Annotated in this window: 25 protein-coding genes, 1 tRNA gene and 1 pseudogene; 17 read left to right on the top strand and 10 right to left on the bottom strand. The window is 69.9% G+C overall.

The window, feature by feature from the left end:
• The first annotated feature begins 142 nt into the window (after positions 1-142).
• Positions 143-874 carry a hypothetical protein gene (locus AB0G04_RS43285; protein ID WP_360996295.1) on the top strand — a complete coding sequence of 244 codons (732 nt, stop codon included), beginning with the start codon at positions 143-145 and terminating at the stop codon, positions 872-874.
• 25 nt (positions 875-899) lie between these two features.
• Positions 900-994: transfer RNA gene (locus AB0G04_RS43280), tRNA-Ser, on the top strand.
• Positions 995-2,114: 1,120 nt separating this feature from the next.
• Here the strand turns inward: AB0G04_RS43280 and AB0G04_RS43275 are convergent.
• Positions 2,115-2,480, bottom strand: coding sequence for a hypothetical protein (locus tag AB0G04_RS43275; RefSeq protein WP_360996293.1), 366 nt, complete (start codon positions 2,478-2,480; stop codon positions 2,115-2,117).
• 480 nt (positions 2,481-2,960) lie between these two features.
• Here AB0G04_RS43275 and AB0G04_RS43270 point away from each other — a divergent pair, with 480 nt between their 5' ends.
• Entirely contained in the window at positions 2,961-3,803 is an 843-nt protein-coding gene (locus AB0G04_RS43270; RefSeq protein WP_360996290.1) for a cytochrome c biogenesis protein CcdA, read from the top strand.
• Positions 3,804-3,834: 31 nt separating this feature from the next.
• Here AB0G04_RS43270 and AB0G04_RS43265 read toward each other — a convergent pair whose 3' ends face one another.
• The 4 genes and pseudogenes from AB0G04_RS43265 to AB0G04_RS43250 all read right to left on the bottom strand — a co-directional run bounded on the left by AB0G04_RS43265 (position 3,835) and on the right by AB0G04_RS43250 (position 5,120).
• Positions 3,835-4,242, bottom strand: coding sequence for an ester cyclase (locus tag AB0G04_RS43265; RefSeq protein ID WP_360996288.1), 408 nt, complete (start codon positions 4,240-4,242; stop codon positions 3,835-3,837).
• Positions 4,243-4,291: 49 nt separating this feature from the next.
• Positions 4,292-4,699, bottom strand: a complete 408-nt coding sequence (locus tag AB0G04_RS43260; RefSeq protein ID WP_360996286.1) for a hypothetical protein — start codon at positions 4,697-4,699, stop codon at positions 4,292-4,294.
• Positions 4,696-4,926: pseudogene (locus tag AB0G04_RS43255) on the bottom strand (hypothetical protein); the annotation flags it as partial. The gene AB0G04_RS43260 and the pseudogene AB0G04_RS43255, both read right to left, overlap by 4 nt.
• Positions 4,927-4,973: 47 nt before the next feature.
• Positions 4,974-5,120: a hypothetical protein gene (locus AB0G04_RS43250; protein ID WP_360996298.1), complete on the bottom strand. Its 147-nt coding sequence runs from the start codon at positions 5,118-5,120 to the stop codon at positions 4,974-4,976.
• Between the two features lie 121 nt (positions 5,121-5,241).
• Here AB0G04_RS43250 and AB0G04_RS43245 point away from each other — a divergent pair, with 121 nt between their 5' ends.
• The 6 genes from AB0G04_RS43245 (at position 5,242) to AB0G04_RS43220 (ending at position 11,147) form a co-directional block, all read left to right on the top strand.
• On the top strand, positions 5,242-6,219 hold the full coding sequence (locus AB0G04_RS43245; RefSeq protein ID WP_360996283.1) for an ABC transporter ATP-binding protein: 978 nt from the start codon (positions 5,242-5,244) through the stop codon (positions 6,217-6,219).
• Positions 6,216-6,854 carry an ABC transporter permease gene (locus AB0G04_RS43240; RefSeq protein WP_360996280.1) on the top strand — a complete coding sequence of 213 codons (639 nt, stop codon included), beginning with the start codon at positions 6,216-6,218 and terminating at the stop codon, positions 6,852-6,854. The genes AB0G04_RS43245 and AB0G04_RS43240 overlap by 4 nt, the downstream gene beginning before the upstream one ends.
• Positions 6,851-7,507, top strand: a complete 657-nt coding sequence (locus AB0G04_RS43235) for an ABC transporter permease subunit (protein ID WP_360996277.1) — start codon at positions 6,851-6,853, stop codon at positions 7,505-7,507. The genes AB0G04_RS43240 and AB0G04_RS43235 overlap by 4 nt, the downstream gene beginning before the upstream one ends.
• Positions 7,508-8,422, top strand: a complete 915-nt coding sequence (locus AB0G04_RS43230) for an ABC transporter substrate-binding protein (RefSeq protein ID WP_360996274.1) — start codon at positions 7,508-7,510, stop codon at positions 8,420-8,422.
• Between the two features lie 171 nt (positions 8,423-8,593).
• Positions 8,594-10,366 (top strand): carbohydrate-binding module family 20 domain-containing protein, encoded by a 1,773-nt coding sequence (locus AB0G04_RS43225; protein WP_360996271.1) that lies wholly within the window; start codon positions 8,594-8,596, stop codon positions 10,364-10,366.
• 85 nt (positions 10,367-10,451) lie between these two features.
• Positions 10,452-11,147, top strand: coding sequence for a hypothetical protein (locus AB0G04_RS43220; RefSeq protein ID WP_360996269.1), 696 nt, complete (start codon positions 10,452-10,454; stop codon positions 11,145-11,147).
• Between the two features lie 107 nt (positions 11,148-11,254).
• Here the strand turns inward: AB0G04_RS43220 and lon are convergent, their stop codons facing one another.
• Both lon and AB0G04_RS43210 read right to left on the bottom strand, forming a co-directional pair.
• The gene (gene lon, locus AB0G04_RS43215; protein WP_360996265.1) at positions 11,255-13,645 is read right to left on the bottom strand and encodes an endopeptidase La; all 2,391 of its coding nucleotides are present in this window, start codon (positions 13,643-13,645) and stop codon (positions 11,255-11,257) included.
• Complete coding sequence (locus AB0G04_RS43210; RefSeq protein WP_360996262.1) at positions 13,645-14,064, bottom strand: VOC family protein; 420 nt, start codon at positions 14,062-14,064, stop codon at positions 13,645-13,647. Before AB0G04_RS43210 ends, lon begins: the two co-directional genes overlap by 1 nt.
• Before the next feature lie 104 nt (positions 14,065-14,168).
• Between AB0G04_RS43210 and AB0G04_RS43205 the strand changes: the two genes are divergently transcribed.
• The 3 genes from AB0G04_RS43205 to AB0G04_RS43195 are packed head-to-tail and all read left to right on the top strand — an operon-like array spanning position 14,169 to position 16,989.
• A complete protein-coding gene (locus AB0G04_RS43205) occupies positions 14,169-14,501 on the top strand; it encodes a hypothetical protein (RefSeq protein WP_360996259.1) in 333 nt (110 codons plus the stop codon).
• Between the two features lie 12 nt (positions 14,502-14,513).
• Positions 14,514-16,349 carry a M91 family zinc metallopeptidase gene (locus tag AB0G04_RS43200; protein WP_360996256.1) on the top strand — a complete coding sequence of 612 codons (1,836 nt, stop codon included), beginning with the start codon at positions 14,514-14,516 and terminating at the stop codon, positions 16,347-16,349.
• Positions 16,336-16,989: a hypothetical protein gene (locus AB0G04_RS43195; protein ID WP_360996253.1), complete on the top strand. Its 654-nt coding sequence runs from the start codon at positions 16,336-16,338 to the stop codon at positions 16,987-16,989. The genes AB0G04_RS43200 and AB0G04_RS43195 overlap by 14 nt, the downstream gene beginning before the upstream one ends.
• Before the next feature lie 156 nt (positions 16,990-17,145).
• On the opposite strand, the gene AB0G04_RS43190 is transcribed toward AB0G04_RS43195, so the two are convergent.
• Positions 17,146-17,610, bottom strand: coding sequence for an Lrp/AsnC family transcriptional regulator (locus AB0G04_RS43190; RefSeq protein WP_360996250.1), 465 nt, complete (start codon positions 17,608-17,610; stop codon positions 17,146-17,148).
• A gap of 132 nt (positions 17,611-17,742) precedes the next feature.
• Here AB0G04_RS43190 and pdhA point away from each other — a divergent pair, with 132 nt between their 5' ends.
• From pdhA to AB0G04_RS43170, 4 genes are read left to right on the top strand one after another with little or no spacing between them, the layout of a single operon-like run.
• Positions 17,743-18,834, top strand: coding sequence for a pyruvate dehydrogenase (acetyl-transferring) E1 component subunit alpha (gene pdhA / locus AB0G04_RS43185; protein WP_360996247.1), 1,092 nt, complete (start codon positions 17,743-17,745; stop codon positions 18,832-18,834).
• Positions 18,834-19,847 (top strand): alpha-ketoacid dehydrogenase subunit beta, encoded by a 1,014-nt coding sequence (locus AB0G04_RS43180; protein ID WP_360996244.1) that lies wholly within the window; start codon positions 18,834-18,836, stop codon positions 19,845-19,847. Before pdhA ends, AB0G04_RS43180 begins: the two co-directional genes overlap by 1 nt.
• Before the next feature lie 52 nt (positions 19,848-19,899).
• Positions 19,900-21,246, top strand: a complete 1,347-nt coding sequence (locus tag AB0G04_RS43175) for a dihydrolipoamide acetyltransferase family protein (protein ID WP_360996241.1) — start codon at positions 19,900-19,902, stop codon at positions 21,244-21,246.
• Entirely contained in the window at positions 21,243-21,953 is a 711-nt protein-coding gene (locus AB0G04_RS43170; RefSeq protein WP_360996239.1) for a hypothetical protein, read from the top strand. Before AB0G04_RS43175 ends, AB0G04_RS43170 begins: the two co-directional genes overlap by 4 nt.
• Before the next feature lie 219 nt (positions 21,954-22,172).
• On the opposite strand, the gene AB0G04_RS43165 is transcribed toward AB0G04_RS43170, so the two are convergent.
• Positions 22,173-22,652 (bottom strand): hypothetical protein, encoded by a 480-nt coding sequence (locus AB0G04_RS43165; RefSeq protein WP_360996237.1) that lies wholly within the window; start codon positions 22,650-22,652, stop codon positions 22,173-22,175.
• A gap of 170 nt (positions 22,653-22,822) precedes the next feature.
• Here AB0G04_RS43165 and AB0G04_RS43160 point away from each other — a divergent pair, with 170 nt between their 5' ends.
• The gene (locus AB0G04_RS43160) at positions 22,823-24,790 is read left to right on the top strand and encodes a carbohydrate-binding domain-containing protein (RefSeq protein ID WP_360996234.1); all 1,968 of its coding nucleotides are present in this window, start codon (positions 22,823-22,825) and stop codon (positions 24,788-24,790) included.
• A gap of 50 nt (positions 24,791-24,840) precedes the next feature.
• Here the strand turns inward: AB0G04_RS43160 and AB0G04_RS43155 are convergent.
• Positions 24,841-25,881 (bottom strand): non-reducing end alpha-L-arabinofuranosidase family hydrolase (locus AB0G04_RS43155; RefSeq protein ID WP_360996232.1); only part of this gene is annotated, 1,041 nt, incomplete at its 5' end.

The following is a 25,881-nucleotide window of genomic DNA, read 5'->3' as shown; positions in this document are numbered from 1 at the left end:
GACCGGGGCCGCTGTCTCAACCGCCCTGAGACAGCGGTGCGCGCCGGCCGGAACTCAACGATGCGATCGCCGGGCGTCGCCGATATTCGATCGGACGCGGTTGTCGGTGGGTGTTACCGTTCGCGGGCCGAAAGGGGACATCGTGCCGAAGCTGAATCAGATCATCGCCGTGGAGAAAGGCGTGAAGAGCAAGGCGTTCGCCGACCTCAGCGACGCCCATCACGCCGTGCAGAAGACCGGCCCGCTCGCCGGTATCTCCCGGACCTATCAGCCGAAGGACGAGGAGGGCGAGCAGCTGCCCGCCGAGTCGACGCGGGTGCAGATCAAGGCCGAGGACACCCTGCGCCAGGTCGCCGCCACCCTGACCCGGCTGTTCGACGTCACCGCCACCAAGGACTGGACGAACTGCGAGGCCCGCGCCGACGTGGTCGTCGACGGCCGTACCATCGCCGCGCAGGTGCCGGTGACCTACCTGCTGTTCCTCGAGAAGCAGCTGGTCGACCTGCACACGTTCGTCAAGAAGCTGCCGGTCCTCGACGCCGCCGAGTCCTGGGTGCGCGACGACTCGACCGACAGCTGGCGGACCGAGCCGGTGCGTACCAACCGCACCAAGAAGGTGCCCCGCAACCACGTCAAGGCCGAGGCCACCGACAAGCACCCGGCGCAGGTCGAGGTCTACTACGAGGATGTCACCGTCGGATACTGGACCACGGTGAAGTTCTCCGGCGCCCTTCCGGCGAAGCGGGTCAACGAGCTCCTCGACCGGGTGCTGGCCCTGCAGACCGCGGTCAAGTTCGCCCGCGAGGAGGCCAACAACACCGAGGCCGTCGACCAGCGGGTCGGCTCGGCCGTCTTCGGTTACCTGTTCGGGTAACCGTCATGGATTCCCCCGTGGGAGCGCGGGGGAGCGCCGGGAGTCCCGGCGCGAAGCTGACAGCTGAGGTTGAAGCTGAACCAGCCGGTGACAGTGCGGGTTCGAGTCCCGCCCCCCGCACTCACGCGCGGGGGTAGCCCAACTGGCAGAGGCAGCCGGTATAAGACTCAGATTCTCGCTCCAATGTCAGCATTCATCACCGATCACCGGATCGAACGGGTGGGACGAGGACAGCGGATGCCGGTTCAATTCCGGCCCGCCGCGCTTCGAGCGGCGGTAGTTTAAAGGCAAAACCCGATGTCATGAGAATGATCCCGGCCCTTAAACGTGCTGGTGTGTGCAATTCGGTGGTACCTGGAGGCCCGGCGATTGGCCATATCGCCGGGCCTCGCCAATTGATCAGGCAGGTCTACCGGCTCACCGGTCTGTCCCGCAGCGGCCAACCCCGTCGGCGCAGCCGCCCGCGCCGGTGTGTCGTGATCCGGGTATGACCTGTCGCCGGCGACGTCCTGCCTCTGAGCCCAACCGGCCTGATGCGGGACAAGGCCCACCGCAGGGCGGCATCGTCCCGGTCGCGGGCGCCGGCTTCCACCGGTCCTGCCGCCTGGCATCACGATCCCGTGATGTGATCCGGCGTGACGTCTTCATCTCGTGACCGTGGTGGTGAGGACGGCTCCACCGCTGAGGTCGGCGGCACTGTCGTCATGGCCTTGAAACGCTGGTGCCGGCACTGGACTGCCGGTCCCGTCAGCCGCATCTGACAGCGCCCGTTGGGGCCCGGTCGCGGCACATCCTCGCGCCTACCGCGGTGCCGGCGTCGGCGGCTTGGCGTCTACCTGGCGGCCGCCGTCCGGCCGATCGGCGTCTGGAGCCGGCCGGATGTTGCGGATCGGTGGTGACCTCGCGCCGACCTACCCCGACCTGCCGCTGGTGACGCGGGCCTTCCTCCTGGCCGGGGTCATCGACTCGTGGAGCAACCGGTGCCGCTCCCGCTCGGCCATGGGCCGCTCTCCCACCTGGAAATGCGGGTGGCGCCAGGCCCCACGGGGACTTGCCGCCGTCAGGCCGGTATGGCCCGGAGATGACCAGCTGATCTGAAACTTTATGTTTAACGGCTATAGCCCGGATAGTCCCGATAAGCCGGTGTTGGAATGTCCTCAGCACCTCGGTGCTGTTATCTCTCACTCGGAAAGGGATCTTGATGAAGAAGACTCACAGCCTGGCCGCGACGGTAGGTGCCCTAGCACTCACTCTGGGCGTAACTGCTGGACCCGCCAGCGCTGACCCGCCCCCCAACCGGGGCCAGGCCGGTTACGGCCAAGACGCGGGTGCTCAGGGCACTGCGCAGAACGCCGGTGGTCAGGACGCTGGCGCGCAGAACGCTGCTGGGCAGTCTGCCGGTGGGCAGGATGCGGGTGCGCAGGCTACCGCGCAGAACGCTGGTGCGCAGAACGCTGGCGGGCAGGATGCGGGTGCTCAGGTCACCGCGCAGAACGCCGGTGGGCAGGATGCGGGTGCTCAGGGCGCCGCGCAGAACGCTGGTGCGCAGAACGCTGGCGGGCAGGATGCGGGTGCTCAGGCCACCGCGCAGAACGCTGGTGCGCATAACGCTGGCGGGCAGGATGCGGGTGCTCAGGTCACCGCGCAGAACGCCGGTGGGCAGAACGCTGGTGCGCAGAACACTGGCGCGCAGAACGCCGGTGGGCAGGATGCGGGCGCCCAGGTCGCCGCGCAGAACATCGGTGGTCAGAACGCTGGTGGGCAGCCCGTTGCTCCTGGCTCGCCGAAGGCGTAGCGGACATCGGGCGAGCGCCTGAACTGCGAGAGTGTCAGGCCCGGAGATCGTTTCCTCGATCTCCGGGCCGCTTCACCGGCAGACATGCGCCCCTGGTAGCCGACCGGCCCGGATACAGGGATCGCGTTCAAGATCTTCCGCGGACCCTGCCCCGAACGGCCTGCAACCGAGACACGCGTGGCCCGCCACGCGTGCAAGTAGAATCCGGTCAACTCCCATGCGGGATCGGTGAAGAAAGACGCGCATTCGCCCGGCCTGATCTGCGGGAGGCGCCGGACCGTATGCACGATCGTGGAGACACTCACCTTCGCCCTGGCCGCCGGACTGCTGGCGGCGTTCAACCCCTGCGGGTTCGCGCTGCTGCCGTCGTTCCTGGCCCTTCTCGTCGCCGGACCTGGCGGGCCGCTGCGGGCGTTGCGCCTGTCGGCGGCCATGACCGCCGGGTTCGTCACCGTCTTCGGGCTGCTCGGTGCGGTCCTCAGCGTCACCACCGTGCCGATCCAGCGGCACCTGCCGTGGGCTGCGGTGATCATCGGAGGGTTGCTGGTCCTGCTGGGCTGCTGGCTGCTGTCCGGCAGGGAGCTGCGGGTCCGGCTTCCGCGGCTCGCCGCCGGCTCACCGGCCGGTTCGATCCTCGCCCTGTACGGCTACGGCGCCTCCTACGCGGTGGCGTCGCTGTCCTGCACCATCGCGCCGTTTCTGGCGGTGACCGGCCTGGTCTCCGGCGGTGGGGACGTCGCCGTGGGGATGGCGGCGTTCGTGGCGTACGGCCTCGGCATGGGTCTGGTCGTGGGTCTGCTCGCCATGCTCGTGGCCTTCGCGCGTGAGGCGACCGTCCGGCGCACCCGGGCCGTCCTGCCGTGGATATCCCGGCTGTCCGGCGGCCTCCTGCTGCTGGCCGGCCTGTACGTCACCTACTACGGCTGGTTCGAGCTGCGTGTCGCCTCCGGCGGCTCCGCCGAGGACCCGCTCGTCGGCACCGTCACCGGGCTCCAGGGACAGGTGACCACCTGGCTCGACGCCATCGGGATCGGGTGGATTGCCGTGGCCTTCGCGGTGGCCGGGACCGTCGCCCTGACCCTGCGGGCCGTCCGGCCGGCACGCGCGCTCTCCGAACAGTCGTCCTCGTCGTAGTCCACCGCGCTCCGGGGGAGGCGGGACGGCTTCAGGCTTCCGGCGGGATCATCGTCACCCCGAGCTGTACGGCCTTGGTGAACATGTCCGACATTGCCCAGACCGCGACGATCCGGCCGGCGCGCACCACGAAAAGGTGCACGCCGTCCCAGCTGATCGTCCGCCCGGTCGGCGGGGTCGGCCCCCACGGGCCCACCTGGCGTGCGGTGGCCCGCCACCGGAGCGCGACCTGCTCACCGTCGCTGACCAGCGTCAACACCTCGTAGACCGGGTCTGCCCAGGTGGCCGCCTCGGCCTCGTGCCAGCGGCGCAGCCCCGCGACGGTGTCGGGCCGGCCACTGTGTTCGAACTGTTCCGCGTAGAACCGTCCCAGTTCGTCGACGTGTCCACCGTTCCACACGCGATCCACCAGGTCCCGGACCGTCCGCTCCGCCGTCATGGCCGAGCACGGTAACAGTGTCCGGCCCGTCCTGCGGGGACGTGGCCGGTCATCCGCGTCGGCGCCACCACGGCAGATGGCCCGGCGTGGCGGGATCGTGCCGCGTGCGGCGCTCGAGGACGGCGTCGAGCGGGTCCAGGCGGGCCCGCAGCTCCCGGCCGGTGCGAGCGTGCAGGGCGGCCAGAGCCGAGGCCAGCTCGTCACGGTGTTCGAACGGGTCGCAGCACGGGAGTGCGCTGTGCATCTCGTCGAGCAGTTCCTTGACCGGCAGATGCACCGTGTGCCGCCAGCCCGCGAGGGCCGCGGCGATCGCACCGGGACGGCGGGCCGCTCGCTCGTATGCCCTGAGCTCCCGCTCGGCGCGGGCACTCAGACCGTCGATCGCGGTCCGTTCCGCCGGGCCCTCGCTGCGGCGTCGCAGGCCCGCGCGTACCACCACGGGTGATCTACGCGTCACGTCGCACCTCGGCCAGCATGAATGCCATCCTCGCACCCCGTCATGGTGCGGAGGCTGCGGCCGACGTGGGTGGCGAAGCCGGCGTGTTCATCCATTCCGAGAGAGATGGTCAGGGTGCCGGCGGGGGTGATCTGGTACGGGTGGGCGCAGGCGGCGTGAATCTCGGGGTGGCAGGCCCCGGGATTGCCGCGCAGCGTCAGGAAGGAAAGCGCCGCGATGATAGTTGGGGCCCGTAGATGATCCTGGACGTCGGTGACGGTGAGTGCGGAGGTGGCTACGGTGACCGCGAGTTCGGCGAGCGGGGTGAGGCGCGGGCCGAGCGCAGGCCGTGGTGTGACTTCTGGACGAGGGTGAGTGCGGTCGGGCCGACGGTGATTTCGGTCGCTCCGGATGCGATGGCCACCAGGTCTGGAATGGTCAACGTGTGACCGTCGAGTCTGACCTGCATCGATCGTCTCCCAACCGTGTCCGGCCGTTGACACCGCATTTACTACTTAGCGAGTATGAATAGTGGCAGTAGGAAGATCAACTCCTGGAGCGGCATGATCACATTCGAGGACGTCGTGAAGGTCTACCGCGGCGGCGCCACAGCGGTGGACCACCTCAGCCTGGAGTTGCCCACCGGCAAGCTGACGGTACTGGTCGGGCCGTCCGGCTGCGGCAAGACCACGTCCCTCCGGATGATCAACCGGATGATCGCTCCGACCTCCGGGCGGATCCTGATCGACGGCAAGGACGTCGCGGAGCAGGACGAGGCGCTGCTGCGCCGGAGCATCGGCTATGTGATCCAGCATGCCGGGCTCTTCCCGCACCGGACCGTGCTGGACAACGTCGCCACCGTCCCGGTGCTGCTCGGCAAGACCCGGCGGGAGGCCCGCGCGGCCGCGTACCAGCTGATGGAGCGGGTCGGCCTCTCCGCCGAATTCGCCAAGCGCTATCCGGCCCAGCTCAGCGGCGGCCAGCAGCAGCGGGTCGGAGTGGCCCGCGCGCTCGCCGCCGACCCGCCGATCATGTTGATGGACGAGCCGTTCAGCGCTGTCGACCCGGTCGTGCGGTCCCAGTTGCAGGCCGAGTTCCTGCGGCTGCAGCAGGAACTCGGCAAGACCATCGTGATGGTGACGCACGACATCGACGAGGCGATCAAGCTCGGCGATCATGTGGCGGTGTTCCGCGCCGGAGGCAGGCTGGCCCAGTTCGCGACGCCGCGGGAGCTGCTGGCCGAGCCGGCCGACGACTTCGTGGCCTCGTTCGTGGGCCGTGACCGCGGCCTGCGCAGCCTCTCCTTCGACAGTGCCACCGACCTTCCGGTGCGCCCGGTCGAGGGCATCCCGCTCGATGACGCGGGCCGTCCGCTGGGGCTGCCCGGCGTCTTCACCAAGGACGACTCGCTGCGGGTGGTCACCGACCTGGTGATCAGCTCGCCGGGCGGGATCGCGGTCCGGGTCGGACCGGACGGCGCCGCCGACGGGCAGGTCAGTCACCACGACCTGGCCGACTACCTGGCGAGCCGGCGCCGATGATCCAATACCTGACGAACAACTCCGAGATCGTCTGGCAGGCCTTGCAGGAGCATCTCTACCTCGCGCTGGTGCCGATCCTGCTCGGGTTCGCGATCTCCCTGCCGCTCGGTTATCTCGCGGTCCGGTTCGACTGGCTCTACCACCCGCTGATCAACACGTTCGGGGTGCTCTACTCCATCCCGTCGCTGGCGCTGTTCGTGTTCCTGCCGGTGATCCTCGGCACCAAGGTGCTGTCCCCGATCAACGTCGTGGTGGCGCTGACCATCTACACCGTGGCGCTGCTGGCGCGGACCGTCGCCGACGGCCTGCGCGCCGTGGACCCGGTCGTGGTGCAGGCCGCGACCGCGATGGGTTACCGCCGGTCGCGGCGGCTGATCGACGTCGAGCTGCCGATCGCGCTGCCGGTCATCCTGGCCGGGCTGCGGGTCGCCACGGTCTCCAACATCAGCCTGGTGAGCGTCGGCTCGCTGATCGGCATCGGCGGTCTCGGGCAGCTGTTCACCCGCGGCTTCCAGCTGTTCTACCTGGAGCCGATCCTGATCGGCGTCATCCTGTCGGTGCTGCTGGCCGGCATCGCCGACCTGATCATCGTGCTCGTGCAGCGGGCGATCACCCCGTGGACGCGTGCCGCATGAACTTCTCGTACCTGCTCGACCCGGCCCACTGGGACCTCGCTGCGCCCGGCAGCATCCCGAACCTGATTATCTCGCACCTCGGCTACACGGCCCTGGCGCTGCTGTGCGGTGCGGTCATCGCGCTGCCGGTCGGTCTCTGGATCGGGCACACCGGCAAGGGTTCGTTCATCGCGATCAACGCGGGCAACGCCGGCCGGTCGCTGCCGACCCTGGGCCTGCTCATGCTGATGGTCACGCTGCTCGGGCTCGGTCTGCTGCCGGTGCTGATCGCGCTGACCGTACTGGTCATCCCGCCGATCCTGACCTCGTCCTACGCCGGGATGCGCAACCTCGACCACCGGGTCGTGGACGCCGCCCGCGGCATGGGCATGCGCCCGTGGCAGGTGCTCGCCCGCGTCGAACTGCCGATGGCGCTGCCGGTGATGCTCAGCGGTTTCCGCAACGCCGCGCTGCAGGTCGTGGCGACCGCCACGGTGGCGGCCGCGGTCGGCCTGGGCGGGCTGGGCCGGCTGCTGATCGACGGCCTGGCCGTCAACGACTACTCCCGGGTCCTGGCCGGCGCCATCGTCGTCGCCGCGCTGGCCGTACTCGTGGATCTCTTCCTGGCGCTGATCCAGCGCCTGATCGTCTCACCCGGATTGAAAGGCTCGTAAATGAAGCGCATCGTCGCTGCTGTTGCCATGGCGCTCACGCTCACCGCGTGCGGTGCCGACAGTGATCCGCTGGCCGACGAACCGGCCGCCTCGGGCGCGGCCGGTGGTTCGGTCACCGTCGGTTCCGCCAACTTCCCGGAGAGCCAGCTGCTCGCCGAGATCTACTCGCAGGCCCTGGAGGCCAAGGGCGTCACGGTCACCCGCAAGTTCAACATCGGCGCCCGTGAGGTCTACCTGAAGGCGCTGCAGGACGGCTCGATCTCGCTGCTGCCCGAGTACAACGGGGCACTGCTGGCCGCGCTGTCCCCGAACGGCGTACCGGCCGGGGTGAGCAGCCCCGACGCCGTGCTCGCCGAACTGAAGAAGGTGCTGCCGGCCGGTACCGAGGTCCTGGCGCAGTCGTCGGCCGAGGACAAGGACACCCTGACGGTCAGCGCGGAGACCGCCACCAAGAACAACCTGAAGACCATCGAGGACCTCAAGGCGGTCGCGCCGACGCTGATCGCCGGCGGCGGCCCCGAGTTCACCGAACGCCAGCAGGGCCTGAAGGGCCTCAAGGAGGTGTACGGCGTCGAGTTCAAGGAGTACAAGCCGCTCGACCCGGGTGGCCCGCTGACCGTGAACGCCCTCAAGGACGGCGACATCCAGGTGGCGAACCTGTTCTCCACCGACTCCTCGATCGTCACCAACAAGTTCGTCACCCTCGAGGACCCGAAGAACCTGTTCACCTCGCAGAACGTCATCCCGCTGATCCGCACCGAGGCGAACAACGCGACGGTGACCGGTGCCCTGGACGCGGTGTCGGGCAAGCTGACCACCGAGAACCTGACCAGCTACCTGGCTCAGGTGCAGGTGGACAAGAAGGACATCGCGGTCGTGGCGAAGGCTTTCCTGTCGGAGAACGGCCTGAGCTAGTCCACCAGGAGGAACGCCGCCCCCAGCCGGGGGCGGCGTTTTTTCTGTTTCCGGCAGATGTCTTGACGGGCGTACTGGCTGGTATCTATCTTTGCCGCAAAGATTTTCAGAAAGTTTCAAGCCTGTTGCTGCAAGGGCTTGCAGACCCGCTCCCCTTCCCCGGAGGTTGATGTGGACAGTCCCCGCAGGCGGCGACGCCTGACCCGCATCCTCGCCGCCACCACCCTCGCCCTCGGCGTCGGCGGGTTCGGCGTAGCCCAGGTAGTCACCGGCCCCGACGCGTTCGCCGCGCCGCCCGGCGAGAAGGACGTCACCGCGGTCATGTTCGAGTGGTCCTTCGCCTCGATCGCCCGCGAGTGCACCAGCACCCTCGGCCCGCTCGGCTACGGATACGTCCAGGTCTCGCCGCCCCAGGAGCACATCCAGGGCAGCCAGTGGTGGACGTCCTACCAGCCGGTGTCGTACAGCATCTCGAGCCGCCTCGGCAATCGGGCCGCGTTCTCCAACATGGTCAACACCTGTCACGCGGCCGGCGTCAAGGTCGTCGTCGACACCGTCATCAACCACATGTCGGCCGGATCCGGCACCGGCACCGGCGGCACCCAGTACTCGAAGTACAACTATCCCGGCGTGTACTCCGACGCGGACTTCCACTCCTGCCGTACGGCCATCAACGACTACACCAACCGCGGCAACGTGCAGGATTGTGAACTCGTCAACCTGTCCGACCTGAACACCGGCAAGGACTACGTCCGCGGCCGGATCGCCGGCTACATGAACGACCTGGCGTCCCTCGGCGTCGACGGCTTCCGCATCGACGCGGCCAAACACATGTCCGCGGCCGACCTGGCCGGCATCAAGTCGAAGCTCAGCAACACCGGCGCGTACTGGAAGCAGGAAGTGATCTTCGGTGCCGGTGAGGCCGTCCAGCCGGCCGAGTACACCGGCACCGGCGACGTGCAGGAGTTCCGGTTCGCCCGCGACCTCAAGCGCGTCTTCCTCAGCGAGAACCTGGCGTACCTGTCCAACTTCGGCGCCTCCTGGGGTTACCTGCCGAGCAACCAGGCCGCCACCTTCGTCGACAACCACGACACCGAGCGCGGCGGCGACACCCTCAACTACAAGAACGGTTCCGCGTACACGCTCGCCCAGGTGTTCACGCTCGCCTGGCCGTACGGCGCCCCCGACGTGAACTCCGGCTACGAGTTCACCAACCACGACGCCGGCCCGCCGAACAACGGCACCGTCAACGCCTGCTACACCGACGGCTGGAAGTGCCAGCACGCGTGGCGCCAGATCGGCAACATGGTCGGCTTCCGCAACGCCACCCGCGGCACCGCCGTCACCAACTGGTGGTCCAACGGCGCCGACCAGATCGCCTTCGGCCGCGGCAGCAAGGGCTACGTCGCCATCAACCACGAGGGCAGCAGCCTGACCCGCACCTTCCAGACGTCACTGCCGGCCGGCACCTACTGCGACGTCCAGCACGGCGACCCCACGGCAAACGGCGGATGCTCGGGTACGGCCTACGCCGTCAACTCGTCCGGTCAGTTCACCGCCACGATTCCCGCCGGTGAAGCGGTTGCGCTCCACGTCGGTGCCAGAGGTGTCAGCCCCACCACGCCGACCTCTCCGGCGCCGTCCAACCCGGCCTCCGCCGGAGCCGGGTTCAACGTCACCGCGACGACCACCCTCGGCCAGAACATCTTCGTCGTCGGCAACCAGGCGGCGCTCGGCAACTGGGCCCCGGCGAGCGCCGTCGCCCTGTCGTCCGCGAGCTACCCGGTCTGGAAGGGCACGGTCGCGCTGCCCGCCGGGACGGCGTTCCAGTACAAATACGTCCGCAAGAACGCTGACGGCAGCGTCACCTGGGAATCCGGTGCCAACCGCACCGCGACGGTCCCGGCCAGTGGCCAGGTGACACTGAACGACACCTGGCGCTGACCCTCCAGCGGCACACCGGCCCGGCCATCCTCAGGGTGGCCGGGCCGATTGCGTACGGCGGCGCGGCGCGGCCAGAATCACGAGGGTGACAAATGATCTCGGACGCCGTCTCGCGTACATCGGTCTGCTTCTGACGCCCGGGATCCTCGCCGCCGTCGCCGCCGTCCGCGCCTGGTCCGGCTGGCTCGTGGTGCTGCTCGTGGCGGTGGCGCTGCTCGTCTACTCGCTGCTGCGCCCGGCACGGACCCGCCCGGCGGGCACCCGGCCACTGCGGACCGTGCTGGCGACCGGCGCGGTGCCGATCGCGGTGGTCGTGTTCGGCGTGGCGAGTTTCTTCTCGGCCCGGCTCGTCGCCCTGGACCTGTGGGGCGAACCTCAGACCGTCCGCGTGGACGGCGTCGAACGATCCGACCGCGCCCGCGGCGACAAGCAGAACAGCGAGTTCTGCTATCGCCTCAGCCGGCCCGGCGGCGAGCCGGTCCTCGGCCGGATCTGCCGGACCGCCGACGAGTACGCCGTCGGCTCACGGATCGAGGTCCTGGCCGAACCGACCGGCCTGGTCGCCCCGGAGACCCCGGACCGGGTGGCCGGCCTGCGTCTCGCCCTGCCGCGGGGCCTGGCCCTGGGCGCGTTCGCCGTCATCGTGGTGGCCGGCGCCGCCACCGGCGGCAACGCCCGGCGGCCGGCCTCCCCGACGAGACGCGCCCGAACCACCGCCCGGCCACCCGCGCCCCGCCGCCGCCCAGCCGGCCCGCGCCGCCGCCCGGCGGCCCGCCGTTGAGTGCGGCGTGCCTCATGATCCGCTTCACCTCGACCAGGCCGCGCGACCCACGCCTACGGGCCCGCCACAGCCCTGCCGTAGCTGATGCGGGCCCTTCGCGAACGGTCCTAGGCTGCCGCGACCGCCTCCGAAGAGACCGGCTCCAAGGCACTGTCCAGGATCTCGCGGACGTCGGAGACGATGTGTACGGTCAGCGCCTCGAGCACGTCGGCCGGCACCTCGTCGAGGTCGGGCTCGTTGCGTTTCGGCAGGTACACCTCGGTCAGGCCGGCACGCTGCGCGGCGAGCAACTTCTGCTTCACACCACCGATCGGCAGCACCCGGCCGGTCAGCGAAACCTCACCGGTCATCCCGGCCTCGGCCCGCACGCTACGGCCGAGCAGCAGCGAGACCAGCGCGGTCGTCATGGTGACGCCCGCCGACGGCCCGTCCTTGGGTACCGCGCCCGCCGGCACGTGCAGGTGGATCGGGTGGTCGAGTTGTTCCGGCGAGATGCCGAGCTCACCCGCGTGCGCCCGCACATAGGAGAGGGCGATCTGTGCCGACTCCTTCATGACGTCGCCGAGCTGGCCGGTGACCGACAGGCCGCCGGAGTTGCCGGGCAGCAGCGACGCCTCGATGTAGAGGACGTCACCGCCCATCCCGGTGACTGCCAGGCCGGTCGACACCCCGGGGACCGCGGTGCGCTCGGCCGCGTCGGAGGTGAACCGCGGCCGTCCGATCAGGTCCTTCAGGTCGTCCGTGTCCACGGTCGCCGGCAGGCTGCGCAGCGACACCTTGCGGAACGCCTTGGCGAGCAGGCGCTCGAAGGACCGTACGCCCGCCTCCCGGGTGTAATTGGCGGCGATCTCGCGCAGAGCCTCCTCGGTGACGGTCACCTCGCCGGGGGAGAGCGCGGCGCGTTCGAGCTGCCGGGGGATGAGGAAGTCGCGGGCGATGGCCACCTTGTCGGTCTCGGTGTAGCCGTCGATCGTGATGAGCTCCATCCGGTCGAACAGCGCCTGCGGGATGGTCTCCAGCACGTTCGCCGTCGCGATGAACAGCACGTCCGACAGGTCCAGGTCGAGGTCCAGGTAGTGGTCGCGGAACGTGTGGTTCTGCGCCGGGTCCAGCACTTCGAGCAGCGCCGCCGCCGGGTCGCCGCGGTAGTCGCTGCCGACCTTGTCGACCTCGTCGAGCAGCACCACCGGGTTCATCGACCCGGCCTCCCGGACCGCCCGCACGATGCGGCCGGGCAGTGCGCCGACGTACGTCCGGCGGTGCCCCCGGATCTCCGCCTCGTCACGGACGCCGCCGAGGGCGACCCGCACGAACTTGCGGCCGAGGGTACGGGCCACCGACTCACCGAGCGACGTCTTGCCGACTCCGGGCGGGCCGGCCAGCAGGACCACCGCCCCGGAACCGCGGCCGCCGACGACCTCCAGGCCACGCGACTCGCGCCGCGCACGGACGCCCAGGTATTCGACGATGCGTTCCTTCACCTCGTCCAGACCGTGGTGGTCGGCGTCCAGAACCGCCCGCGCCGCCTCGAGGTCGGTGTTGTCCGTGGTGCGCACGTTCCAGGGCAGGTCGAGCACGGTGTCGAGCCAGGTGCGGATCCAGCCTGCCTCCGGGTTCTGGTCACCGGCGCGTTCCAGCTTGCCGACCTCGCGCAGCGCCGCCTCGCGGACCGCCTCGGGCAGGTCGGCGGCCTCGACGCGGGCGCGGTAGTCGTCGGTCCCGTCGGCCTCGCCCTCACCGAGTTCCTTACGGATCGCCTTGAGCTGCTCGCGCAGCAGGTATTCGCGGTTGCGCTTCTCGACGGACTCGCGGACGTCCTTCTCGATGGTGTCGCTGACCTCGGACTCCGCCAGGAAGTCGCGGGTCCACTCGATCAGCAGCCGCAGACGGGCCTCGACGTCGGGCGTCTCCAGCAGTTCGCGCTTGCGTTCGTTGGACAGGTACGACGCCCAGCCTGCGGTGTCGGCCAGGTCGCTGGGGTCGTCGAGGGCGCTGACCGAGTCGATGACCTGCCACGCCTCGCGGCGTTGCAGCACCGAGACGACCAGCTGCTTGTACTCGGCGGCGAGCTCACGGGCGTGCTCGCTCGGGGTGCTGGCGGGCACCGGTTCGGCCTCGACCCACAGCGCCGCACCGGGTCCGGTCACGCCACTGCCGATCTTGGCTCGGGAGCGGGTCCGCAGGACGGCGGCGGGGGAGCCGCCCCGAAACTTGCCCACCCGCTCGACGCTTGCCACCACGCCGTACGAGGCGTACCGGTTGTCGAGCCGCGGCGCGATCAGCAGCTCGGAGCCGGCCGAGGTGCGGGCCGCGTCGACGGCGGCCTGGGCGGCCTCGTCGAGTTCGACGGGGACGACCATGCCCGGAAGCAGGACGATGTCGTCAAGGAACAGCACGGGAAGTTGCTTGCTGGCCACGGGTACCTCCGGGAAGTTGAGTACAGGTGGCTCAACCACGGCGGTGCCCCGGCTCTTCCGGCGTTCACTGCCAGCGAACATCAGGGGGCGTGATGACAGACCGCCTCGAGGTTGATGCCGTGCGGGTCCAGCACGAAGGCGCCGTAGTAGTCGTCGTGGTACTCGGGGTGAACCGCCGGGGCCAGCAGTGAGGCCGCCCCGGCCGCCAGTGCGGCGCGGTGGAACACGGACACCTCGTCGCGGGTGTCGACAGTGAAGGCCAGGTGCATGTTCGTGCCGACCGTGCCGCCGTCGATGAGCCAGAAGTACGGCTTCACACCGGCCAGTCCGAAGCCGGTCATGGCGGTCGGCTGGTTCGGCCTCGCGTTCGGCGGGAACTCCAGCATCTTCGTGATGCCGATGGCGGCGAGCACCGGCTCGTAGAAGGCGACGGCGGCGGCGAGATCGGGTACGGCGACGTTGAGGTGGTCGATCCGGGAACCCGAGAGGTCGGAAGTCATGACCACAGTCTTCCCGGTGAAGCGGTCAGAACGTGACCGTTGCCGGCATGAGCAGCCCGGCAGCGGGACGGCACGGGTCGACCGGTGCCGATAGCATCGCGGGCGTGGCGGAAGAAGAGGTACGTGTCGATCCGGCCGCTGTGACCCGGGTGGCCGACCGGATGCTGCGCGCGTCGCAGTCACTCTCCGACGCCTGGCGACAGGCCCAGGGCCCGTTCGCGGTGCCGCAGGCCGCGTTCGGCGACAGCGTCGGGGCCGGCACGTCGCTGGCCGCCGCGCAGGACACCGTCGACGGCGGCGGCGTGGCGGTCGAGCGGCTGGTCGCGGTGCTGGAAGGCGACATGGACCGGCTCTACCGCATCGCGTTCGCGTACAAGAAGGCCGACGACGACGCAGCGGTGGACCTTCGCCGTACCCATCCGAAGCTTCCGATCTAGAGGGCCGCGACGATGACCACGCCGGAGCCACCACCACCGTCGGTAAGCACCCCCGACGTGTGGGACCTGCACGCGCGACCGGATCAGATCGCGGCCGCGGCGGAGTCCTGGCGTGCGGTCGCCCGGTCCCTCGGTGCCACCGCCGACGAGGTGAACGCCGCCGCGATGACCCTGCTCGGTGACGGCTGGGCGGGCGCGGCCGCCGACTCGTACGACGACCATCGCCGCAAACTGGTCACCGACCTCGACCACGCGCAGGCACAGGCCGATGTCGCGGCGAACGCCCTCGACGACGCGGCCGGAGCGTTGCGGTCGGCGCAGTCGCACCTGACCGGCGAGTGGAGCCGGGTGACGCCGGTGCCGTTCACCTGGGACGCCCCGATGCATCTGCTGTTCGCGCCGAAGACCTACGAGCAGAGCACCACCGTGATCGACTCGATCAACCAGTGCGCCGAGATCCGCGGTGGCCTGGACAGCGCGCTGAACGCCACGGTCACCCGGTTCCGGCAGGCCACCACCGAGTTCGCCCGGGTCGCGACGGCCTGGAACGGGGTGGCCGCCGGCACGAGCCTGCCGTACGACATGCCGGCCGAGGCCGCCGGTACCTCGGTGATCCGCGACGGGAACCGGGTGGTGGTGAACACCGGCACCGGCAACGACCAGGTGACCGTCGGCATCGACCCGCAGACCGGCCTGCAGGTCGTCGAGGTCAACGGTGTGAAGCACTGGTACCCCGCCGACGCCGACATCGTGGTGCGCGGCGGCGTCGGCGACGACCGGATTACCGTGGCACCCGGCACCGGCGTGCACGTGACCCTGATCGGCGGCGTCGGCGAGGACGAACTTCGCGGCGGCTCCGGCCGGGACACCATCCTGGGCCTGGACGGCAAGGACCGGATCTACTCCGGCGCCGGCGACGACCGGGTGTCGGCCGGCGCCGGCCGCGACTACGCCGACACCGGCGCCGGCAACGACATCGGCACCGGCGGGCTCGGCGACGACATCCTCTACGGCCTGTCCGGCAACGACGCGCTCACCGGCGGCGAGGGCCAGGACTACCTGGAGGGCGCCACCGGCAACGACACCATCGACGGCGGCACCGGCAACGACATCCTCTCCGGCGGGCGTGACGACGACACCGTCCGCGGCGGCGGTGGCGACGACGTCGTCTATGCCGGGGCGGGCACCGACACCACCGACGGCGGGCGCGGCAACGACAAGGTGCACGCCGAGACCGGCGACCGCGGCAGCAACATCGAGCAGACCGTCACCGTCGAGATCAAGACGCTGCAGACGTTCATCCAGATCGAGGGCACCCCCGAGTTCCGCGAACGGGTCGAGGCCGACCTGGAGATGCTCGGCGCGTCACCGCGCGGCCAGCAGATGCTCGAGGCGCTGCAGCAGGGCCACGAGGACACCGAGGGCGGCTGGTGGCTGTGGCACCACGAGGGCGACTCGCTGACCATCCGCGAGTACAACAACCCCGACAACCCGAACAACAGCACGGCCAGCCACGACGACGGGGCCAACGAGATCGCCTACAACACCCACATCAACCACCTCAACACCGACCAGGGCCGCGGGTACGTCGAGGGCCCGCCCGTGGCGGTGCTGTACCACGAGTTCGCGCACGTCTACGACTACATGAACGACAGCCTGGCTCCGGGCGTGCACGACGGCCCGGAGAACCCCGGCGCCAACAACCGGGAACGCGAGGCGACCGGCCTGCCGATCGACCACGACGACGACCCGGACACACCCGATCAGATCTATCCCGAGCATCCGTACGAGTTGACCGAGAACGGCCTGCGCGAGGAGATGGGAGCACCGCACCGTGACGCCTACTAGACGGCTGCTCGCCGGTGCCGTGCTGCTCCTGACGCTCGGTTGCGCCGCCTGCACCGGCCAGCCGTCCGAGCCGGCCGACCCACCGGCGAAGGGCACCCCGCCGGACGCCGGGTTCACCTCCACCGTCGAGACACGCGGCCAGGCGCTGCACATTTCGTACGAGCTGACCAACCGGTCGGACGCCAAGCTGATCGTCTTCAACCGGGTACCGGCCTTCAGCCCGTCCGGTTCGATGGTCGAGGACCCGGCCTCGGTGTACGTGATCGGCAGTGAGCCGGAAGGCCGCGTGCAGGTCGCCAAGCGGGCCTTCCACCAGCTCGAGTCGGACCGGACGGACTGGACGACGACGCCGCTGGCCGGGGTGTCCGAACTGGAGCCGGGCCGCTCGCTGCGCGAGGAGTTCGACGTGCCGCTGCCGCTGGAGCGCCGCCGCCCCTACGGCGACGACTACGGCGACGGGCCGGTCAAGCTGCCCGACCCGGTCCGCGAGGTGGTGTTCTGCGTCGGCGCGGGACGCGCCGCGGATCTGCCGGCACCCGCGTCGCCGCCGGGTGGCAGCGAGTTCGGGCCGGTCCTGGGACACCTGCCGACGGTCACCGCGGCGCAGCACCTGTGGTGCTCGGAGCCGTTCGGCCTCTGACCTGGGGCCGCGCGGCTCGGCAGCGACGCCGGTAGGCCAGGCGTCCGCCACCGGGTTCAACCGGGCTGCCCACATCGAAGCCAGTGGGCACGGTGGTCCGGCCCGTCCCTGCGGTAACTGGGGAAGCGTTGCGCCTGGCCGTTCCCGCAGAAAGGTTCAGCTCTCGGCCCAGGAGGCTGCTGGTGGGGGCTCGAACTCCTCGAAGACCAGCAGGGTCCGGGTGTTCACGACGCCCGGCATGCCCTGGATCTCGTCCAGGACCAGGCGCCGCAGGTCGGTGTTGTCCCTGGCCCGGACCAGCATGATGACGTCGAAGTCACCGCCGACCAGGGCGATGTGCACCACCCCGGGCAGAGCCCGCAGGCGCTCACCGACGGCCCGCCACTCGGCCTGCCGCAGGTTGACCGTCACATAGGCCGACGTGCCCATCCCGGCGGCGACGTGGTCGACCTCGGCGCGGAAGCCCTTGATCACGTTGGTGTCGCGGAGACGCTGGACGCGGGCGTACGCGTTGGCCCGGGAGATGTGCAGGGTCTCGGCGAGCTGACGGATCGGCATGCGCCCGTCGCGGCCCAGTTCGGCGAGGATCCGCCGGTCGATGTCGTCGAGTCCACCGGCCACGTGTCTTCACCTCCTCGCCCCAACGACCGTTCAGCTGGACATCTGGCATCCTACGGGCCGCCTCGGGAGCAGGATTTCTCGATTTCGGCCGAGTTCTGGAACACCGTGACGCCAGACACAACGATTACCCCCATGACACCTGACCCCCGTCGGCTGTTGCCTTCAGCGGATCCGGTCAGCCTCATCGACCCACAAGGCCGAGTGGCTGACTCCCCCTCGCACGCGCTCCCGGACGACGCCACCCTGCTGCGCTCGCTCGGGTTGCTGATCACCGCCCGCCGGCTCAACGACCAGGCGTACGCGCTGGTCCGGCAGGGCCGGCTGGCCGTCTATCCGTCGTCGCACGGTCAGGAAGCCTGCCAGGTTGCGGCGGCGCAGGTGCTCGAAGCCGGGGACTGGCTGTTCCCCACCTACCGGGACACGGTCGCCGCGGTCGTCAAGGGTGTCGATCCGGTCGAGGCGCTGAGCCTGCTCAAGGGTGACTGGCACTGCGGCTACGACCCGTACCTGCACCATGTCGCCCCGCACACCACGCCGCTGGCCACCCAGCTGCCGCACGCGGTCGGTGTGGCGCACGCGGCGCGGCTGCGTGGCGAACCGACCGTGGTGATGGCGATGAGCGGCGACGGCGGCACCAGCGAGGGCGACTTCCACGAGGCGCTCAACTTCGCGGCGGTCTTCCAGGCTCCGGTCGTCTTCTTCATCCAGAACAACGAGTACGCCATCAGCGTCCCGTTGTCGCGTCAGTCGGCGGCGCCGTCGCTCGCGCACAAGGGCATCGGGTACGGCGTGAACGCCGAACGGGTCGACGGCAACGACATGGCCGCCCTGCTCGCGGTGCTCGGCGCGGCTGTCGAACGGGCCCGTGCCGGTGAGGGGCCGCAGCTGATCGAGGCGCACACCTACCGGATGCAGGCGCACACGAACGCCGACGACGCGACCCGCTACCGCGACGAGGCCGACGTGCAGGCGTGGGCGGAGCGCGACCCGATCCTGCGGCTGCGCGCCCACCTGCGGGAGCGTGGGCTGCTCGACGACGCGGCCGAGGCCGCCTTCACCGCCGAGGCCGAGCGGGCTGCCGCGCATCTGCGTGACGGTCTCAACAAAGACGTCACCCCCAACCCCGAAGACCTTTTCTCGTACGTCTACGCGAGCCCGACTCCGCAGCTCAGGGAGCAGGCGGCCCTGGTAAATGACGAGCTCAGCCGGGAAGGAGCCCTCTGATGACGGTGCTCGCCTCACCCGTACCGAAGACCGAGGTCCGTAGTCTCTCGATGGCGCAGGCACTGAACCGGGCGCTGCGGGACGCGATGGCCGACGATGAGTCCGTGGTGATGTTCGGTGAGGACGTCGGCGCGCTCGGCGGCGTCTTCCGGATCACCGACGGGCTGACCGCCGAGTTCGGCGACAACCGCTGCTTCGACACGCCGCTGGCCGAGTCCGGGATCGTCGGGATGGCCGTGGGCATGGCGATGAACGGCATGCGCCCGGTCGTGGAGATGCAGTTCGACGCGTTCGCCTACCCGGCGTTCGAGCAGATCGCCAGCCACGTCGCGAAGATGCGCAACCGCACCCGTGGCCGGGTCACCCTGCCGATCGTGATCCGGGTGCCGTACGCCGGTGGCATCGGCGGCGTCGAGCACCACTGCGACTCCTCGGAGGCCTACTACGCGCACACGCCCGGCCTGCACGTGGTCGCCCCGGCCACCCCGGCCGACGCGTACTCGCTGCTCCGCGAGTCGATCGCGTCGCCGGACCCGGTCGTGTTCCTGGAGCCGAAGAAGCTGTACTGGAGCAAGCAGGAGCTCGAACTGCCGGTACGCACCCCCGGCATCGGCGCGGCCGTGATCCGCCGGGAGGGCACCGACGCCACCCTGATCGCGTACGGGCCGGCCGTACCCGTGGCGCTGGAGGCCGCCGAGGCCGCCGCCCGGGAGGGCCGCAGCCTGCAGGTGGTGGACGTGCGCTCGATCGTGCCGTTCGACGACGAGACGGTCTGCGCCGCGGTCCGCTCCACCGGCCGTGCCGTGGTCGTCGCCGAGGCGGCCGGGTTCGCCAGCGTGTCCTCCGAGATCGTCGCCCGGGTCACCGAGCGGTGCTTCAACTCGCTTGCCGCGCCGATCCGCCGGGTGACCGGTTTCGACATCCCGTACCCGCCGCCGAAGCTGGAGCACTTCCAGCTGCCCGGCGTCGACCGGGTGCTCGACGCCGTCGACGACCTCCAGTGGGAGCAGTGATGCGGGGAGCAGTCATGCCGCGGAGAACGTTCTGTCTGCGGGGGGTGCAGTGATGCCGGAGAGGACGTTCCGTCTGCCGGATCTGGGCGAAGGGCTCACCGAGGCGGAGATCGTGCAGTGGCTGGTCGCCGAGGGTGACATGGTGGCCGTCGACCAGAGCATCGCCGAGGTGGAGACCGCGAAGTCGGTGGTCGAGGTGCCCTCGCCGTACGCCGGCCGGGTCGCCACCCTGCACGCGCCGGCCGGCACCACCCTCGCGGTCGGTGAGCCGCTGATCACCGTGGAGGCCGTCGAAACCTCCGGCCCGGCCCCCGCTACGCCCGCGGTCTCGGCATCCCCCGCGGTCTCGGCATCGCCCGCGGCCTCGGCAGCGGCGGAGACCTATCGGGAGGAGGAGCAGGCCGGCTCGGGCAACGTACTCATCGGGTACGGCACGTCCGGCGCCTCCTCGACCACCCGGCGCCGCCGGCCGCGGGTCCGGACGGCCGCTCCGGCGCACCCGCCCGCCGGCCCGCGACGGGTACCGACGGTCATCTCGCCGCTGGTGCGCAACCTGGCACGGGCCAACGGGATCGACCTGACCACGGTCGAGGGCACCGGCCGGGGCGGCATGATCATCCGCGCTGACGTCGAGCGTCTCCTGGCGGCACCGGCTGTGGCGGCGCCGGCTGCGATGTCGCCGGCCGTGGCGGTGCCGGCCGTGGCGGAGGCGCCCGTCGCGGGGGAGAGGCGTACCCCGCTCTCCGGGTTCCGCAAGGCGGTGGCGGCCACGCTGTCCCGCAGCCGCGCCGAGATCCCCGAGGCGACCGTCTGGGTCGACGTCGACGCCACGAACCTGTGGCAGTTGCGGGAGAGCAACCCCGGCGGGCCCGGCCTGCTCGCCTACATCGCCCGTTTCGTGGTCGCCGGCCTGCGCGAGTACCCGGTGCTCAACGCCCGGTTCGACGCCGAGCGGCAGGAGATCGTCGAGTACGACCGGATCAACCTGGGCATCGCGGTGCAGGGCGACCGGGGTCTCGTGGTGCCGGCCGTGATCGGTGCGGAGTCGATGACCACGGCCCGGCTCGGCGAGGAGATCCGCCGGCTCACCGCGACCGCCCGCGAGGGCAGGGCCACCCCGCAGGAGCTGGCAGCGGGCACGTTCACCCTGAACAACTACGGCGGCTTTGGGGTCGACGGCAGTGCCGCGATCATCAACCATCCGCAGGTCGCGATCCTCGGCTTCGGCCGGATCATGGACCGGCCGTGGGTGGTCGGCGGGGAGCTCTGCGTCCGTAAGATCACGCAGATGAGCTTCGTGTTCGACCACCGGGTCTGCGACGGCGGCGTGGCGGCCGGCTTCATGCGCGGTGTCGCCGACGCGATCGAGAATCCGGCCTCGGCGATCGCCCGGCTGTGAGCACGGTTCTGCTGGCCGAGGACGCCTCGAGCCGGCCCGGACACGACGTCGAGCTCGGGCCGCACCTGCTGCGGCACGGGCTCGGCGACGCCCGGGACATTCTGCGGATCTACTCGCCGGCGCCGACGGCCGCGTTCAGCCGGCGGGACACGCTGCGGCCCGGCTATGAGCGGGCTGCTTCGGCCGTACGACAGCATGGTTTTGAACCTGTCGTTCGTCCGCAGGGTGGCAGCCTCGCCGCCTATCACCGCGGCAGTGTCGTGGTCGATCACGTGCATCGCGCCGAGCAGTCGTCACCGAACCCGGTCGAGAGGTTTCAGCGGTTCGCCGCGATGCATACGGCGATGCTCGCCGGGCTCGGTGCCGATGCCCGGATCGGCCCGGTGCCCGGCGAGTACTGTCCCGGCGAGTACAGCATCAACGCCGGCGGCGTGAAGATTGTCGGCTCGGCGCAGCGGGTGACCCGGGACGGCTGGCTGTTCAGCACGGTGATCCAGGTCAGCGGCACGGCGGTGCTCCGGGAGGTGCACACGGCGGCCTATCGCGAGCTCGGCTACGACTTCGACCCGGCGACCGTCGGAAGCTTGGAGGACGTGGTGCCGGACCTGACCGTCGAGCGGGTCGCCGAGGCGGTCCGGGCCGCCTACGACCTGCCCGGCCCGCATCTTCCGGACAGCAGCCCGTCGCCGTCCTCGCGTCACCGGTGAGGAAGGCATCGCTGTAGGCCTTGACGGCGAGTTCCAGTTCGTCGTTCGCGCCGCCTGGCGTCGTGGTGGTGGTGTCCGGCCCGGCCACCGCGGCCTCGACCTTCTTGGCCAGTGACGGTGTGACGTCGCCGCTGACCCGTACGAGCCCGGTCCCGTCGCCGGTGCGATAGTGGGGTTGTTCGGGTCGTCGTCCTCCGTCGGCGTGGCCGTCGGCGCGGCTCAGGACGTCCAGGAACCGGGCCCGGGATACGGCGGGTACGGCCGGGGCACCGGCTTGGCGGCGAAGAACGCGCGCACCGACGGCGGCACCGTCAACGCCAGCAGTACGCCGAGCGGCACGACGAACGTGGTCAGCGCGATGAACGGGAAACCCTCGCCGAACAGGGAGCCGAGCAGCAGGAACGCGCCGATCAGACTGGCCAGGGCGGCCACCACGACGGCCGTGATCCATGCCCACGGCCGGCCCCGGATCATCTGATGGGCGAGCGGCAGGAGGAGCACGGAGACAGCGAACGGGATCACATTGAGGATCAGGAACATCGCCCGTGCGCCGCCGGACCATCCGTCACCGGTGAAGGTCAGGGCCGTCTGGACGACGACCCGGAGGATGTTCAGCACACCGAGCACCGCCACCCCGGCCGCGGCGATCCGGACGGTCCGCGGTGTGGTCGCCCTCTGGTCGTACCCGAACGCCGTCATGAACCCTCACTATGGGTGGCCGCCCAGCATCTTCCGACGACGATGCTAGATGGAACGGGACGCGTGCGGGGGCCGCCGTGGAGCACGAGAGAGGCGGGGTCTCGTGCCGGTGCCCCGAGGCGGGGCGGTAAGGGGCAGAACCGGACCGGCCATTGTGGAAGCATGCGGCCATGATCAATGGATCCACCCCTCGCTCCGGGAAGATCCTGGGGCGACGTGTCCTTGCCCGAACCGCGGCCGTGCTGGTCGGTGCGGTGGCCGCGCTGTCCGTCCCGGCCGCACCGGCGCTCGCCTACGCCGACTACGAGGCCGAGAGCACGCTCGCCATCGACTCCGCGTACGGTTCGTCCTATGCGGACCCGGCCGCCTCCGGTGGTCAGGCCCTGGTGATCTGGAACAACGCCACCGCGACCGGCACGTTCACTGCGCCGCACGACTTCAGACAGATCCAGCTGAACATGATGGGCGGCACCTGCGGGACGACCGACGCGAGGCCGCGCGCACGCGTCACCGTGGACGGTGCGACCGTCGGCGAGGTCAGTGTCGGAGCGTCCTCCTGGTACACCTACAGCAATTTCCACGGAACCTGGTCCGGCGGCGCCCACACGATCGGTGTCACGTTCCTCAACGAGTACGGCGACGCGAACTGCAACCGCCTCCTCGAGGTGGACAGGTTCCGGATCACCTCGATGCCGGTCCAGAAGCACGCCCGGCTCGGCACCGTGGTGAGCCCGGCCACGGTCGTCGATCTCACCGCCGCGGTCGAGTCGAAGGCGGTACGCCTCGTCGGCACCGGCTCGGTCACCGTGCCGTTCGAGACGGTCGAGCGGTTCGACGAGGTGATGGTGCGGTTCCGTGGCTCCCTGTGTGACGGGGCGCCGACCATCGACATCAGCCTGGACGGTGCCCCGGTCGGCAGCAGGTCCTACACCCGGAGCTCTCCGGCATGGCGGACCGAGTACCTGCAGCATCCGGCGCAGAGTCAGGGTGGCAAGTGGGCGGCCGGCAACCACACGCTGAGGATCCAGCTGGCGAACCCGTACAGCGGCTCGTCCTGCACCCGGGCGATGTATGTCGACGTGGTGGGGCTCCGGCAGTCGTCCGCCTACACCGAGACGCCGGACACGCCGCCGGCCGGCGGGTTCATCACTCGCTCCGGCAGTCAGCTGATGCTGGACGGCCGGCCCTTCAAGTACGCCGGGCTCAACGCGTTCGGCATGAGCGGCTGCGACCAGGCCGACGGCCAGCCGTGGACCGACTCGGAACTGGACACGTACTTCAGCCGGCTCGCGCCGAACACCGTCACCCGGACCTGGGCGTTCAGCATCACGGGTACGGCTCCGCTGGACCGGATCCTCACCTCGGCGGCGAAGCACCGGCAGAAGGTCCTGTTCACCCTCTCCGACGGGCGCAACTACTGCGGCGAGCGTGACGGCAGCAGCGGCGGCGAGTGGACCGAGGGCGTGGACAAGACGCTCGCGTGGTACCAGGGCGGCTTCCGTACCAACTTCCTGCCGTGGGTCCGTACGGTCGTCGACCGGTACAAGGCGAACACCAGCGTCGCGTTCTGGGAGATCATCAACGAGCCGGGCTCGCAGGACGACACCGCTTACACCGACGCCATCGTGAAGTCGTTCCTGGACGAGACCGCTGCCGTGATCAAGGGCATCGACCCGAACCACCTCATCTCCAGCGGCACGGTGAGCCGGGACTACCAGGGCAGCCGGGACTTCAGTTACGTGCACAGCGGGCCGGACATCGACATCGGCTCGCTGCACGAGTACGAGTACGACTGGTTCAACCCGGACAAGAACGCGTACGAGAACTCGATCGTCTACAACAACCTGGGCATTCTCCTGACCGAGATGCAGCAGCTGAACAAGCCGCTGATCATCGGTGAGACCGGGCTCTACGCCGCCGACGCCCCCGGTTGCCGCACCTCGCTCGCGACCCGGGCCGATGTGATCAGGCAGAAGCTGGACGGCTACCTGAGCCGGCCGGGCGTCGCCGGCGTCAACGTCTGGAGCGTCGTCAACGGCAACCCGGTCCGTGAGGGTGAGCCGTGCCCGTTCGAGGGGACGATGGACGACCCGATGATCACCCAGGTGCGGGTGAAGCAGGCCGCGCTGAACGGCTGACGCACACGTGCCGTCCCCGGGCGATCCGGGGACGGCACGTGGTCAGTGGGTCAGCGCTGGCGGGTCAGCAGGCCCGGCCGGTACGGCAGCAGCCCGTAGTCGCCGCCGGAGCTCGGCGAGCGGCCCTGGTAGAGCAGCTGCAGGTTGCAGGGGTCGATGGTCATGGTCTGGTCGGCGCTGGTACGCAGCAGCTCACCGTGGCTGATGTCGTTGGTCCAGGTCGCGCCGCTGTTCGCCTTGCCGGCGAACGGGTTGCTCTCGGTGGCCGCGTTCGGGGTCCACGAGCCGTTCAGGCTGCTCGCGGTGAAGGAACGGAAGTAACGGCCGTTGGCGCCGATGGCCTCGACGATCATCAGGTACTGGTTCTGGCCCTGCACCTTGTAGACCTGCGGCGCCTCGAACAGGTTGTTCGTGGTGTCAGTCATGATCGTCGTGTACGACGAGCCGAAGTTGCCGGGGAAGTTCCCGATCGGCATGCTGGCCCGGTAGATCTTGCCGTTGTCGCCGGCGAAGAACAGGTACATGTTCTGGCTGTCACCGATGATCGTCTGGTCGATCGGGCCGGTGCCGGAGCCGGTGATGCTGCCGGTGAACAGCGGCTGCGGCGCGGACCAGCCGTTGGGGTTGGTGGGGTCGCTGGAGGTCCGGTAGATGAACGGCCAGGCGCCCCACTGGTAGGTCAGCACCCAGATGTTCTTCGGTGCGAAGTAGAACAGCGACGGCGCGACCGCGCCCTGGTTCATCGCGTTCTGGCTGGCCGAGGCCATCTCCGACCAGTTGGTGAACAGCGAGAAGTTCATCGAGCCCCAGCCGCTGCTCGCGGTGTTGCCGTGCGTGGTCGCGTAGACCAGCTGCTTGCCCTGGTACGGCGCGACGGTGAAGTCCTTGAGCGACGCCCAGCCGGACCTCGGGGTGGCCAGCACGCCGGTCGACGACCAGCGGTACGACGACGGCAGGGTGCACGAGCCGCCGGGCTGCGACGGCGACGGGGTGGTGCCGCCGAGCTTGACGAGCTGCCACTGCTGGTTGGCGCCGTTCCAGTCGGAGTACTGGACGATGTTGGCGCCGTCGGCGGTGGACGCGCCCTGCAC

The organism is Actinoplanes sp. NPDC023801, from assembly GCF_040639655.1.
Classification (GTDB): Bacteria; Actinomycetota; Actinomycetes; order Mycobacteriales; family Micromonosporaceae; genus Actinoplanes.
This window is presented reverse-complemented; position numbering and strand designations above follow the sequence as displayed.

Coding starts and splice junctions, on each gene's coding strand:
- AB0G04_RS43275 (WP_360996293.1), bottom strand. CDS start 2,480: ATGCGCACCAGCGTTCTGCGCGGTGGCCTGAGCACCCGCATCCTGCCC.
- AB0G04_RS43265 (WP_360996288.1), bottom strand. CDS start 4,242: ATGACGGCGGAGCGGACGGTCCGGGACCTGGTGGATCGCGTGTGGAAC.
- AB0G04_RS43245 (WP_360996283.1), top strand. CDS start 5,242: ATGATCACATTCGAGGACGTCGTGAAGGTCTACCGCGGCGGCGCCACA.
- AB0G04_RS43240 (WP_360996280.1), top strand. CDS start 6,216: ATGATCCAATACCTGACGAACAACTCCGAGATCGTCTGGCAGGCCTTG.
- AB0G04_RS43235 (WP_360996277.1), top strand. CDS start 6,851: ATGAACTTCTCGTACCTGCTCGACCCGGCCCACTGGGACCTCGCTGCG.
- AB0G04_RS43230 (WP_360996274.1), top strand. CDS start 7,508: ATGAAGCGCATCGTCGCTGCTGTTGCCATGGCGCTCACGCTCACCGCG.
- lon (WP_360996265.1), bottom strand. CDS start 13,645: ATGTTCGCTGGCAGTGAACGCCGGAAGAGCCGGGGCACCGCCGTGGTT.
- AB0G04_RS43210 (WP_360996262.1), bottom strand. CDS start 14,064: ATGACTTCCGACCTCTCGGGTTCCCGGATCGACCACCTCAACGTCGCC.
- AB0G04_RS43200 (WP_360996256.1), top strand. CDS start 14,514: ATGACCACGCCGGAGCCACCACCACCGTCGGTAAGCACCCCCGACGTG.
- pdhA (WP_360996247.1), top strand. CDS start 17,743: ATGACACCTGACCCCCGTCGGCTGTTGCCTTCAGCGGATCCGGTCAGC.
- AB0G04_RS43180 (WP_360996244.1), top strand. CDS start 18,834: ATGACGGTGCTCGCCTCACCCGTACCGAAGACCGAGGTCCGTAGTCTC.
- AB0G04_RS43175 (WP_360996241.1), top strand. CDS start 19,900: ATGCCGGAGAGGACGTTCCGTCTGCCGGATCTGGGCGAAGGGCTCACC.
- AB0G04_RS43165 (WP_360996237.1), bottom strand. CDS start 22,652: ATGACGGCGTTCGGGTACGACCAGAGGGCGACCACACCGCGGACCGTC.
- AB0G04_RS43160 (WP_360996234.1), top strand. CDS start 22,823: ATGATCAATGGATCCACCCCTCGCTCCGGGAAGATCCTGGGGCGACGT.